At 50.6% G+C, this 12,618-nt stretch carries 12 protein-coding genes; 9 read left to right on the top strand and 3 right to left on the bottom strand.

Going from position 1 to position 12,618, the window contains the following annotated elements; translation table 11 throughout:
• Positions 1 to 13: 13 nt before the first annotated feature.
• The gene (tgt, locus tag MKX64_RS02825; protein WP_095262932.1) at positions 14 to 1,153 is read left to right on the top strand and encodes a tRNA guanosine(34) transglycosylase Tgt; all 1,140 of its coding nucleotides are present in this window, start codon (positions 14 to 16) and stop codon (positions 1,151 to 1,153) included.
• A gap of 44 nt (positions 1,154 to 1,197) precedes the next feature.
• Positions 1,198 to 1,497 carry a preprotein translocase subunit YajC gene (gene yajC / locus MKX64_RS02820; protein ID WP_095262933.1) on the top strand — a complete coding sequence of 100 codons (300 nt, stop codon included), beginning with the start codon at positions 1,198 to 1,200 and terminating at the stop codon, positions 1,495 to 1,497.
• A 109-nt stretch (positions 1,498 to 1,606) separates the two neighbouring features.
• On the opposite strand, the gene MKX64_RS02815 is transcribed toward yajC, so the two are convergent.
• Positions 1,607 to 2,431: a phosphatase PAP2 family protein gene (locus MKX64_RS02815; RefSeq protein WP_230875535.1), complete on the bottom strand. Its 825-nt coding sequence runs from the start codon at positions 2,429 to 2,431 to the stop codon at positions 1,607 to 1,609.
• 70 nt (positions 2,432 to 2,501) lie between these two features.
• Positions 2,502 to 2,891 (bottom strand): TIGR04086 family membrane protein, encoded by a 390-nt coding sequence (locus tag MKX64_RS02810; protein ID WP_095262934.1) that lies wholly within the window; start codon positions 2,889 to 2,891, stop codon positions 2,502 to 2,504.
• A 187-nt stretch (positions 2,892 to 3,078) separates the two neighbouring features.
• Here MKX64_RS02810 and MKX64_RS02805 point away from each other — a divergent pair, with 187 nt between their 5' ends.
• A complete protein-coding gene (locus tag MKX64_RS02805) occupies positions 3,079 to 3,918 on the top strand; it encodes a DUF421 domain-containing protein (RefSeq protein ID WP_341035297.1) in 840 nt (279 codons plus the stop codon).
• On the opposite strand, the gene spoVB is transcribed toward MKX64_RS02805, so the two are convergent.
• On the bottom strand, positions 3,915 to 5,516 hold the full coding sequence (gene spoVB / locus MKX64_RS02800; RefSeq protein WP_095262936.1) for a stage V sporulation protein B: 1,602 nt from the start codon (positions 5,514 to 5,516) through the stop codon (positions 3,915 to 3,917). The genes MKX64_RS02805 and spoVB overlap by 4 nt on opposite strands.
• A 227-nt stretch (positions 5,517 to 5,743) precedes the next feature.
• Here spoVB and MKX64_RS02795 point away from each other — a divergent pair, with 227 nt between their 5' ends.
• The 6 genes from MKX64_RS02795 (at position 5,744) to MKX64_RS02770 (ending at position 12,480) form a co-directional block, all read left to right on the top strand.
• Entirely contained in the window at positions 5,744 to 6,001 is a 258-nt protein-coding gene (locus tag MKX64_RS02795) for a post-transcriptional regulator (protein WP_095262937.1), read from the top strand.
• A 131-nt stretch (positions 6,002 to 6,132) separates the two neighbouring features.
• Entirely contained in the window at positions 6,133 to 7,383 is a 1,251-nt protein-coding gene (gene secD, locus MKX64_RS02790) for a protein translocase subunit SecD (RefSeq protein ID WP_095262938.1), read from the top strand.
• Positions 7,373 to 8,290: a protein translocase subunit SecF gene (secF, locus tag MKX64_RS02785; RefSeq protein WP_095262939.1), complete on the top strand. Its 918-nt coding sequence runs from the start codon at positions 7,373 to 7,375 to the stop codon at positions 8,288 to 8,290. Before secD ends, secF begins: the two co-directional genes overlap by 11 nt.
• A 225-nt stretch (positions 8,291 to 8,515) precedes the next feature.
• Positions 8,516 to 9,478, top strand: a complete 963-nt coding sequence (locus MKX64_RS02780; protein ID WP_341035294.1) for a cation diffusion facilitator family transporter — start codon at positions 8,516 to 8,518, stop codon at positions 9,476 to 9,478.
• A 53-nt stretch (positions 9,479 to 9,531) separates the two neighbouring features.
• Complete coding sequence (recJ, locus tag MKX64_RS02775; RefSeq protein ID WP_095397368.1) at positions 9,532 to 11,934, top strand: single-stranded-DNA-specific exonuclease RecJ; 2,403 nt, start codon at positions 9,532 to 9,534, stop codon at positions 11,932 to 11,934.
• Positions 11,935 to 11,961: 27 nt separating this feature from the next.
• A complete protein-coding gene (locus MKX64_RS02770; protein ID WP_095262942.1) occupies positions 11,962 to 12,480 on the top strand; it encodes an adenine phosphoribosyltransferase in 519 nt (172 codons plus the stop codon).
• The last annotated feature ends 138 nt before the right edge of the window (positions 12,481 to 12,618 follow it).

Genomic DNA, 12,618 nt, shown 5'->3' with positions numbered 1-12,618 from the left:
GTTGAATATCACAATGGCACCAGCTGTTACTTATGAACACATCAAGACCTGCAAGCAATCCGGCGCCAGACTCGGACGGGTGCATACCCCGCACGGAATTATCGAAACGCCGACATTTATGCCGGTCGGAACGCTTGCTACAGTAAAATCCATGAGTCCTGAGGAACTGAAATCGATGGATGCTCAGATTATATTGAGCAACACGTATCATCTGTTTCTCCGCCCGGGACATGACATTGTAAAAGAGGCCGGCGGGCTTCATCAATTTATGAACTGGGATCGTCCGATTCTCACCGACAGCGGAGGCTTCCAGGTATTCAGCCTGGCTGAGATGCGTAAAATCTCCGAAGAAGGCGTGCATTTCCGCTCCCATCTGAATGGGGACAAGCTGTTTATCTCGCCTGAGGTCGCCATGGACATTCAGAATGCGCTTGGCTCGGATATTATGATGGCTTTTGATGAGTGCCCGCCATATCCGGCGGAATATGATTATGTGAAGCAATCGACAGAACGGACGTCGCGCTGGGCGGAACGATGCTTGAAAAGCCATGCCCGTCCAGAGGATCAGGCTCTGTTCGCTATCGTTCAGGGCGGCATGTATGAAGACCTGCGCCGCCAAAGCGCGCGCGATTTGACTTCCATGGATTTTCCGGGTTATGCTATTGGTGGACTTAGTGTGGGAGAATCCAAGCAGATCATGTATGAAGTGCTGGATTACACGGTACCCCTGCTACCGGACAACAAGCCTCGTTACTTGATGGGGGTCGGATCACCGGATGCGTTGATTGAGGGCTCCATTCGAGGTGTGGATATGTTCGACTGTGTGCTTCCAACCCGAATCGCACGCAATGGGACAACGATGACAAGTCAAGGCCGTCTTGTCGTTCGCAATGCTCAATATGCCAGGGACTTTGGACCGTTGGATCCGGAGTGTGACTGCTATACCTGCCGTCACTACTCGCGCGCTTATCTCCGTCATCTGATTAAGAGCGACGAGATGTTTGGGCTTCGGCTGACCACCTACCATAATCTGCATTTCTTGCTGAATTTGATGCGCAATGTGCGTCAAAGCATTATGGAGGACCGTCTGCTTGATTTCCGCGATGAGTTTTTTGATAAGTACGGCCTGCATGATAATGAAAAAGGTTTTTAATGGTGCATGGTATGCACTAGGGGGTTATGAAAGGAGGGAAAGATATGTTTGAACTTGCAGGAGAGGCAGCACCGGGTGGAAGCATCCTTGGGATGATCCTTCCGTTCGTCTTGATGTTTGTTGTGTTTTATTTTCTGCTTATTCGTCCACAGCAGAAGAAACAGAAGGCTCGTACAGCGATGCTGAGTGCCCTGAAAAAAGGGGACAAGGTCGTGACGATTGGAGGCCTTCACGGCACGATTGTGGAAATTACCGATGATATTGTGGTATTGAAAGTAAACGATGTCACAAAGCTGACGTTTGACCGCAACTCGATCAGCCATAGTGTCGGCTCTGATACATAATCTGCGCTGCACATTATGTGGCGGTTTATAACAAAACAAAGACCGGTTCCTATATGGAATCGGTCTTTGTTTGTTTACGTGTGCATAATGCCCGCATCCAAGTAACATACTAGAAATTCATAGCTGGAGCAGCCGCTGTTTTCCGCATGGTCAGTTCCCCGAAGTAGACACCAAGCGATGCAGCCATCACCCCAAGCATTGTTCCCGCGATCATGTCTGTCAGCCAGTGAATGCCCAAATAGAAAATACTGAACACAATAATCGCTGCGCTGATGCTGGTGATCAGCATCCAAATCTTATTTCCCGACCGAGCAGCCAGTACCGCCATCGTAATGGACAAGGAGGTATGTAGGCTTGGAAAGCAGTTGTCGAGTCCAGACAAAGGCCGGTATACGGCTTCAAAATCAGGGAATGCTTCCAGCATGAAAAAGGAAACCCCAGCAGGCTCGAAGTTCCATGTCTCGTGAACAGGGAAAAACAGATAGAATGGCATCGCCACCACATAATTGATTAAAACAGCATAGCCTGTGGCATAAGCGAACTGATGATTTCGCTGGAACAGATACACACCGAAAGAACCGATAATAAGCGCCTGAAATACGGTGATGTAAAAGTAGACCAGCACTGGCGTCAGCCAGGGAGCATGAAAGAGATGCTGAACCGACTGAACAAACGCCCCTTCAAGCTGAAATACCCAAGGAGTAAAGTCCAGCCTGCTGGCTACCAACAAAGCCTCCAGCTGCTGTTCCAAATAGTTCAACAGGAAAATCGAGACCAGTGCTGCAAGCAGGAGCAAATATCGCATGGAAGAGAACAACTCGCGTGCAATGCCCAGAAACACGTAAACCGGATTTCGCTGTGTACCCATCCAGAGCAGAAGTACAACATTGATGGATGTGAGTAACGCAATGGCAGTCATAGATTGATACAGCAATACATCATTTCCTTTCTTCCCGAAAACACCAGAATAGTCTATCACAGGTTTCGGAAAGAATATTAACAAATTATTTACTTAAATTAACACCAAACATTCCGCCGATCGTTCCGGCAACAAAAACCGAAAGCAGCAATGTCAGATCGCCCAGGGAAATGGAGCTATTGAGGGCGAGGAAGCCTATGATCAGCAGCAGAATTCCATACATGAGGCCTGTAAGGCATCCATAATACCAGCCTCTGCTGCCCGCACGCTTGCCGCTGACACAGCCACCGATAAAAGCAGCCACGGCATGTACAACAAAGGTGTAAAAAGACAGATCATCCTCTGCAAGTCCGCTGCCCCATAGCAGGAGGGATAGCACAAGCGCGCCAAGCAGCATCCACAAGTAGGAATGAAGCAGCCCTGACAGAATCGGATTGGTGATCCTGATCGTGAAAATGCGACGGATCGGTTCCATGAATCAGCCCCCTTAACGAATCTTGATTACTACACATTGTATGGCCAAGCCTGTACAGATAGTACAAACAAAACAGGCTCTGCACATGAAAAAATACGTATCTGCTCCAGGATACAAACTCCCAGGATCTCTTGAATTGACAGCGGGTCCGTACAACGGATGAGTAGATCGACCAGGAGGAAAACCAATGCCTTATATGCTTAATCTGATTTTGCGAACGATTCTGATGTATGCCGTTATTTTTGTTACGATGCGGATTATGGGAAAACGGGAAATCGGTAAACTGTCGATTTTTGATCTGGTTATCTCCATCATGATTGCCGAGATTGCGGTGTTTGTCCTGGATGATGTGAATAAACCGATCTGGCATGGTCTGGCTCCTATCGCCGTGCTCGTGACGATTCAGGTAGGTCTGGCCTATTTCAGTCTGAAAAGTCGCAAGCTGAGAACATTTGTGGACGGAAGGCCGAGCATTATCGTCTCCAATGGTCAGCTTCACCGCCGGGAAATGGCCAGACTGCGATACAATCTGGACGATTTGATGCTGCAGTTGCGAGGAAAGGATATCGACAGCCTGGCAGACGTGGATTTTGCCATACTGGAAACATCGGGACAATTGACCGTCATCCGCAAGGACTCCGTGGATAAGGACAAGTCCTCCCGCTCGAGCGCCAGCTCAGACACAAGTTCCCGCGCTGGCTCTAACACCAATTCAAGTTCCGATTCTGAATCAGGCTCCAAGGACAGTTCACATTCCGGCGACAGCGATCCGAGAGGGTCTTCGTCGGTGATCAATACAGAAGAACCCATTGAAATCCCTTATGACTTGATGTCCACACAGGGACTCCCCATTCCGTTAATTCTGGATGGTGAAGTGCAGGATGAGAACTTGAAGATTCTTAAGAAGTCGCGCTCCTGGTTGAAAGATCGAATCAGGGAGGGGGGCGCCGACAAGTTTGATGACGTGTTCCTGTGCTCCGTTGACCATAAAGGGCAATTTTATATTGACCGCAAGAAAACGAATTAACGGGATTTTCGGTCATTCAGCCAGGTGCCAATCAGCGGCATGCGCTCCAGATCACGCAAGGTGACCAAGCGTGTGATGAAAATCAACAAAAGATACATCAAAATTCCACATGCCGTGGCCAGGAGAAACTGGAGCCAGTTCATATTGGCAAAGGGGAGATGACGATAAGCATACAGTACGCCTGAACCCATGATCAGCATGACGGCAGCTGTTTTGATGTAATCCAGAAAGCGGAAACGGAACCCGATCAACCGGGATACGCTGATGCCGTGCAGAATCGTAACGGCTATACTGTTCACGATAATGGCAATGATCGCTCCACGAATGCCGAAGGCCGGATTCGACGCCAGATAGACGATCAGACCCATCTTGATGACTGCGCCCGTCAACGTATTGATCAAGGCCCTACCCGGCCGGTCCAGTGCCTGCAAGGCTGCCTGCAAGGGAGCCTGTACGTAGATGAACAGGGCGAACGGAGCCATCAGCTTCAGCATGGTGCCAACCTCTTTATTGTTATATAACAGCAAACATAGCGGTTCTGCCAGCACGTACATAATGGTTGCGAATGGAGCGCCGGTGACGAGCGCCAGCCTGAGCGCCTGATTCATCCGTTTATGAATCGTCGCCCGGTCGTCGCGTGCCGCAGCTTCCGATAAGGAAGGAACGAGCGAGGTGGCCAGGGACATGGCCATCGCTCCGGGTAGAAGCAGGAGCGGGATGGCCATTCCTTGCAGTGCGCCGTATTGTGCGGTTGCGATACCGGTAGCGATGCCGGCCAGGGCGAGGCTTCTGTTCGTCAGAATCGTCTCCAGCAGATAGGAGAAGGAGCCGATCATTCTGCCGCCGGTCACCGGAAGAGCGATGCCCAGCATACGCCTGAGGATGTGTCTACCCGGCTCGCTTGCTTCAGGCTTGGCGTCGGCAGGCTGAACCGCGTGCTGTTGAGGGGACAGCTTGGATCGCTTGCGATCATCACCGAAGTATTGAAGCAAAATCGCGATCATGCCAATCAGTTCGCCGACAGCGGTTCCGAGCATCGCCCCGGCTGCACCGTAAGCAATCCCTTTGGGCATAAGCAGATGGGCAAACCATAGCATGCAAATTATTCTCACAATCGTTTCAATGACCGAGGAGCTGGCAGAAGGAATCATATTCTGTTTGCCCTGGAAGTAACCCCGATACACAGCCGACACGGCGATGATGATCATCATGGGGGTCATGCTCACAAAGGTTTGGAATACACGCTCGTCCGGAAGCAGCACCGTCGTTACCCATGGTGCCAGCGCCAGGCTGAGCCCCATGAATAAAGCGCCGGTCGTAACCGTCAAAGTCAGGCTGACGCGCAAAATTTGCTTGGAGGCATCCGGCTTGCCTGCCCCTTCAGCTTCTGCGACCATCTTGGCGATAGCCAAAGGAATTCCACCCGTAATGATCGTGACCAGTACAATAAAGAAGGGGTATCCCAGTTGATAAATGCCGACCCCTTCCGGACCGATGATCCGAGGCAGGGCGATGCGGGGAATGAAGCCCAGCAGACGGTTCAAGATTCCGGCGGCCAGCAAGATAAGGGTCCCTTTAATAAAAGATTGCTTCGTCACTGTCCATCCCACTCCCTGGTTATTTAAATACGGCGTGGCCTCTGGCGCAAAAACTTCCAGAACGGTTGCCTTTACAAGGACTGTCCACTTTGGTTACTCTTATGGATATGCCTAACCTGTCCATTCTAATGACTTTACTTTTTTGTGAAAGCACGCTGCGAAAAGAAGGAGTGTGGCGTTTTCAGTCGAAAGTATTCTAGGTAGGCAACAGGGAGGAGGCAATAGGGATGGAACCGGTGGACATGAACAGCGAAGAATTGATGCGTACCATTGATATGATATGTCAAAGCAAGGTCGAGGAATTTCGGCTAATCGGTTACGAATATGTGACAACAGTAGATATATGGAACTGTGTCAGCAGCAAGTATGAGAAGGATGGACTCCCCTCTTTACACAAGCTAGTGAATGATATTCTATCATTGAAGGCGACGGCTCTTATGAATTATATGACAATATCAGCATATAAGGGATCTCCTTTCGGATAGTGGAAGAGGTCCCTTTTCCCTTGCGGTCAACAGGGATATTGCGATACAGCGACAAATTTTGATAAATTGACTGGGTTATATGACATAGCTATAATAGGAATATTGAGTAAAAAGGGGGAAATAGGAACGGCATGAAAAGAATCATCAGTTTCATCGCTACCGTACTCGGTATCACTATTTTAATGGCCGTTACAACTCCGGGCTTGCTGAAAGATGTCCGCCTGGGATTGGATCTGAAAGGCGGATTTGAAATCCTCTATGAAGCGCAGCCGCTGATGGAAGGACAACAGGTGACACCTGAAGCGCTTCAAGAAACAGCAAAAAGCCTGCAGAAGCGTGCAGACGCGTTAGGAACGACCGAACCGGAAGTCACGCCGGAAGGATCGAACCGGATTCGGCTTAAGGTTGCCGGCGTAACCGATGAGGCCGAGGTTCGGAAGACGATGAAAGAACCTGCGAACCTCACGTTTAGAAGTAACGATGGTTGTGAAGAAGGACAAGAGTTCTGCAAAATCGAGCTTCGTGGTGATGATTTTGTTGAGAACGGTGCTTCCATTTCCTATAACCAATTGAACCAGCCTGTAATCGATATTAAAGTGAAGGACAAAGCGAAATTTGCTGAAATTACGGGGCGGCTTCTCGGCAGGGAGCTTGCGATCTTTATGGACGACACGATGCTGTCCGCACCTACGGTTAACGCAATTCTGACTGATGGTAGTGCACAGATCACTGGCTCCTATTCGCTTGATGAAGCGAAGGAGATTCGGGACACAATCAATCTTGGTGCGCTGCCGCTCAAGCTTGAAGAGAAGTATTCCCAGAGTGTCGGGGCTACGCTCGGCATGCAGTCGCTTAACAAAACACTGCAGGCCGGCATCATTGCATCGATCGCTATCCTACTATTTATGATTCTCCGCTACCGGGTACCAGGATTGCTGGCCAGCTTCGCGCTGATTCTGCACACCTGGCTGCTGATTCTTATCTTTGTATTGGCAGACTTCACCTTAACGCTTCCGGGGATTGCGGCACTTATACTCGGGATCGGGATGGCGGTTGACGCTAATATCATTACCTATGAACGCATCCGGGAAGAGATCAAGACCGGCAAAAGGGTATCCTCTGCAGTTAAGGCCGGAGGCAAGTCGTCACTGCGTGCGATTATGGACTCTAACCTGACCACAATTCTAGTAGCGTCGGTTATGTTCGCGTTCGGTACCGGTGCGGTCAAAGGATTTGCGCTTGTATTGATTCTGGAGATTATCGTAAGTATTGCCACGAACGTATATTTCTCCCGCTTCTTGCTCAACCTGCTTGTGAATATCGGTTGGGCTAGCAAACCGAGCCACTACGGCGTAAAGGAGCGTGACATTCGTGAGCTTTAAACAATATGACTTCGTAGGCAAAAGCAGAATTTTCTATATCATTTCCATCGTCATCACGATTGTTGGTCTTCTGTTTCTGTTGACGCGCGGACTTAACTATGGCGTCGATTTCCGTTCCGGCTCGAACGTGGACATGGCATTCTCGCAGCCGGTGACGACCGAGCAGATTCAGTCTGTTCTTGAAGAAGTCGGTATCTCCGAAGGGGCAAGCATTACCCCGGGCAACGACCGGGTAAATGTCCGCTTTAGCGAAGTGTTGGCCGAGGAACAGGATCTGCAGCTTAAAGCAGGTGTCGAGAAATTGGACCCGGAAGCTACCTTTGAGATCAACACGGTAGATCCCGAGATGGCGAAGGAGCTTGGCCGCAATGCGATCTATGCCGTGCTGCTGTCCAGCATCGGGATTATCATCTATGTCAGCATTCGTTTTGAATGGCGGTTTGCGATTGCAGCCATCGTTGCGCTGCTGCATGATGCATTTGTCGTGATCAGTATCTTCTCCATTCTCGGCCTTGAGGTATCGTTGACCTTCATCATTGCGGTGCTTACCATTATCGGTTATTCGATCAACGATACGATCGTTATCTTTGACCGGATTCGTGAGAATTTGAGATTTGCCAAAATCAAGCGATACGCTGATCTGAAAGATCTGGTGAACAAAAGTTTGGCCCAGACGCTATGGCGCTCTATCTTTACGGCTTTGTCCGTGTTCATCGCCGCCTTCTTCATGCTTCTGCTTGGCGGCGAGTCGATCCGAATGTTCTCGCTGGCGATTTGTATCGGTCTGGCATTCGGGGCTTACTCTTCGATCTTCATTGCCAGCCCGCTGTGGCTGACACTGAAAGGACGTAATGTAAGCAACAAACCAAAGGCTCCGAAGCCGAACAAGGACAAAATCGAGGTTTAAGCGACGGATGTTGCTGTAGTTTGAAGAAATGAACTTATACCCGGGAAAGCCGCGTCGCTGGCGACGCGGCTTTCTAAACATTATAAGGATCAATATGGAGGTTCATTCCCGGGGTCCCCGCAAAGTACCTGAATGAACTCGAAGCTAAACCTCTTTTTTGTGGGGTTGTCTTAAGTTAGCATGTATGTTGATGAATGGTGACGACGCGAAAGTGAGGGGCCACAATTGAGTCAAGAACATATAAATACGACTGAGAAGGTTGTCTGGACCGGGATTTTCAGCGATTTGGCACTTGCCATCGTCAAAGGGGCCGTCGGGTTTCTGATGGGCAGCAAGGCGCTGATTGCAGATGCTATGCACTCGGCAGCTACTGCGATGTCGCTGCTTGCGGACCGATGGACGAACCTTGAACGTCCGAGCCGTAAAGGCCGCTGGAGAAACAGGAAGTCTGCGGAACGAACGGAGTTTATTATTCCGATACTAATTGCGGTGTTCCTGATCATGGGGGGCTTGCAGCTGGTTGTTCTGGCGGTGCAGGAGATCTCCACGGGCAATCCGGCCGCGCCGGACCGGTGGGTTTTAATTGCGGGCGTGATCTCCCTGGCGGTGAACGAGGCATTTTTCCTTTTTCAATATCATCAGTTCAAAAAACATAATGACCGCACGTGGGTCACGCTGTCCGAAGACCATCGGTACGGTCTTTATTCCTCATTAACGGTCATTATCGGGGTGTCCTTGTCAATGGCTGGAGGCTATTTTGAGTGGTCTGGTCTGTTGTACATGGATTCCATTGCGGCAATCATCGTTGCATTGCTTGTTGTACGAAAAGGCTATATACTGATTGTTCGTTCGGTTTACGGAACTTTGGTCAAGGAAGCCCGGCATGAATTTGAAGACGAGTTCATGGACACCATTCAGCGCGTACACGGAGTCATTACCGTGGAAGATCTGAAGGTACAGGAGTTCGGACAAATCAAGCAGATCAGCATTGATGTAAAAATCAGCGTTAATCCTCGAATTACCGTATTTGAGGCCAACGAAATTGCGGAGCGAATCCGCAAGCTGTTGATGCATCGTTTTACCCGGGTAACCGAAACGAAAGTGATCGTCGTTCCTTACGACCCTGGCTATCCCTACAAAACCAATTTTGATCTGATGAATAATGATCTGCCAACATTGCCGCAGTGACATCAGATCCATTCAGACCGCTGGGAGAAGGCAGGAAGGAAGGTGAGTCTAAATTGTTGTTTTCCAAATATAAGTGGCAGGTGCAGCGGCCGGAAATGCAGACCGCGAGTATGCTGGCCAAGGAGTTGTCGGTGTCTCCGTTTGTAGCAGCATTAATGGCTGGGCGGGGGATTCGTGATTCCGAGGAGGGGCGCCAATTTCTGAATGGCTCTCTTGAACATAGTCATGATCCGTACCTGATGCAGGGGATGGCTGAGGCGGTTCCGCGCATTCGAAAAGCGCTGGAGGATCAAGAGCACATACTGATCTACGGGGATTATGATGCCGACGGCGTGTCGAGCACATCCTTGATGATCCATTTGATGCGCCATCTAGGGGCTTCATACGATATTTATATTCCTCATCGTTCCAATGAAGGATACGGGCTACATAATCATGCGCTGGACTGGGCTCATCAGCAGGGAGTGAGCCTGATTATTACCGTGGACACAGGCATCAGTGCCGTGGACCAGATCGCGTATGCGAATCAGCTTGGTATTGATGTTATCGTCACCGATCATCATGAGCCGCCTGAGCAATTGCCGGAGGCTTATGCGCTGATCAATCCGAAAATTCCGACCTGTCCATATCCGTTCAAAGGACTTGCTGGTGTGGGTGTTGCCTATAAGCTGGCCCAGGCATTGCTGGGGGACCCGCCCAAGGAGTGGCTGGAAATTGTTGCGATTGGAACCATTGCCGACCTGATGCCGCTGATCGGGGAGAACCGCATACTGGTCAAGCATGGCATTGATTCAATGAGACAGACCCGGTTTGTCGGCATCCGCAGCCTGCTTGAAGTGGGCGGGGTGGAGGTCGATAAAGTCAATGCCGTCAACATCGCATTTTCGATGGCTCCACGCATCAATGCCAGCGGGCGGCTCGACCATGCAGGAAGAGCGGTGACGCTGCTGACGACGGAGAGCCCGGAGGACGCAGACCGGCTGGCCTGGGAACTGGACGGACTGAACAAGGAGCGGCAGCAGGTAGTTGAGCTGATCGTTCAGGAAGCGCTTGGCATGATTGGGGAACGATATGGAGCAGGAGAACTTCCTCCTGTTATAGTCGTCGCCGGTGAAGGCTGGAATGTTGGTGTTGTGGGCATCGTCGCCTCCAAAATATTGGAGAGATTTTACCGGCCTGTCGTCGTGCTTGGCATTGATCCAGAGACAGGCAATTGCAAAGGATCTGCCCGCTCCATCCCTGGACTTGATATATACGAAGCGTTATGTGCCTGCAGGGATTCGATGGACCATTTTGGCGGCCACCCTTCGGCTGCAGGCATGAGTCTTCATCGCGATCAGCTTGCTGCCTTTGAGCAAGGGCTGCATGAATTTGCAGGCCAGGTGCTTCGGGAAGAGCATTTCGTGCCGGTATGCGAAGCGGATGCGGAATGCACCATCTCGGATGTGACGATTGAAGTGATCGAGCAGCTGGATCAGCTTGGGCCGTTCGGGATGGCCAATGCCGTGCCGAAGATCATCATCCGGGAAGCGATGGTGAAGGAAGCGAAGAAGATCGGCAAGGAAGGCAAGCATCTGAAGCTGCGGCTTCAGCAAAATCAGGAGCAGCTGGACGCCATCTCCTTCGGGATGGGGCATCTCGCCGATATTTTGCCGGAGGGGACCAAGGTCGATGTGCTGGGAGAGCTATCCATTAACGAATGGAACGGCAGCCGCAAGACACAGCTTATGCTGCAGGACATCAGCGCGCCGTATCGGCAAGTATTTGATTATCGGGGGATACAGCAGCCTGTCGAGGAAATAAAACGCTGGAGAACGGAGCTGGAGCCGCATCTACGCTGTCCGGCTCACCGGAGCGCCATCGTGTACACGAGGGAATCGAGTCCGGAAATAAAAAGCCAATTGTATGAGATGTGCCTTTGGGTATATGATAGAAATGCTGGCGTTTTGCCGGATAATGACGCTGCCGAAGAACACGGCGCTGATGACATTTCCGTATTGTTCGTATTGGATGTACCGGAGACGGCGGAACAGCTTCAAACGCTGCTGACCGTCTTCCAGTCCGTTCCGAATATATTTTTGGTTCATCCGACCCGGATGCCAAGGGAGAAGCTGCTCATTCCAAGCCGGGATCAGTTCAAACAGCTGTATATCCTGCTGGCTGGAATGGCCGCATCCCCGGTTTCCGAGAATGAAGTCATTGCAAGACTTCGCCAGAAGACGGCGCTGTCTTCCCGAATGCTTGCGAAGGTGCTGGATGTTTTTGAGGAGCTTGTGTTTATCGAGCGCTCCAAAGGGCTGGTCACGTTTATCCCGAAGCCCGAGAAGAAGCCGCTGGATGCCTCCCGTCATTTCCGGGAGCTGAGCGAGCTTGCAGAGATGGAGCAGCATCTGCTGCACGCCGATACGAAGCAATTAACCCACTGGATGATGTCCCGCTCTAAAGGTGTTTCTTAGCCGTTAATTGTACAGGAGGAGATTAGTTTGGATTTTAAAGAGTACATTCGTGTTATCCCGGATTTCCCGCAGCCGGGGATCAGCTTCAAGGACATTACGACTCTGTTGATGAACGGGGAGGCGTACCGGAAGGCGATCGAGGAACTGAAGACGATGGTAGGTGATCTGAAAATCGACGTGATCGCTGGACCGGAAGCTCGTGGTTTTGTTGTTGGAGCGCCGCTCGCTTACGCGCTTGGCGTTGGATTCACACCGATTCGCAAAAGCGGAAAGCTGCCGTATGAAACAATCGAAGCGGATTATGATTTGGAGTACGGCAAAGATAAGCTTGCTATGCATGTCGACGCGGTTAAAGAAGGACAAAACGTTCTGATTGCCGACGATCTGCTGGCTACAGGCGGAACGATTTCCACCTCGGTGAACCTGATCCGCAAGCTTGGCGGCAATGTGGTTGGCGCTGCATTCCTGATCGAGCTTGAAGATTTAAAGGGCCGGGATAAAATGCCGGGAGTGGACGTATTCACGCTGATGAAGTACGATCACTAATTTCAACTGAATTAATTCATGAATCAATCATTCATGAATCCATGCAGCAACATTAAAAAAGCGCGAGTGAAGGGGCAACTGCTCCCTCAGCTCGCGCTTTTGCATATGCAGGCTTTCGCGGGTGAAGCCTGCGGTGTA

Origin of the sequence: Paenibacillus sp. FSL M8-0334, assembly GCF_038000405.1 — a bacterium.
GTDB lineage: Bacteria > Bacillota > Bacilli > Paenibacillales > Paenibacillaceae > Paenibacillus_AQ > Paenibacillus_AQ campinasensis.
Note: the sequence above shows the minus strand (reverse complement) of the source record. Positions and strands in the feature narration are given on the sequence as shown.

Excerpts from the sequence above, each read along its gene's own strand:
- tgt (WP_095262932.1), top strand. The coding sequence starts at position 14 with ATGGCACCAGCTGTTACTTATGAACACATCAAGACCTGCAAGCAATCC.
- MKX64_RS02810 (WP_095262934.1), bottom strand. The coding sequence starts at position 2,891 with ATGGAACCGATCCGTCGCATTTTCACGATCAGGATCACCAATCCGATT.
- MKX64_RS02805 (WP_341035297.1), top strand. The coding sequence starts at position 3,079 with ATGCCTTATATGCTTAATCTGATTTTGCGAACGATTCTGATGTATGCC.
- secD (WP_095262938.1), top strand. The coding sequence starts at position 6,133 with ATGAAAAGAATCATCAGTTTCATCGCTACCGTACTCGGTATCACTATT.
- yajC (WP_095262933.1), top strand. The coding sequence starts at position 1,198 with ATGTTTGAACTTGCAGGAGAGGCAGCACCGGGTGGAAGCATCCTTGGG.
- MKX64_RS02795 (WP_095262937.1), top strand. The coding sequence starts at position 5,744 with ATGGAACCGGTGGACATGAACAGCGAAGAATTGATGCGTACCATTGAT.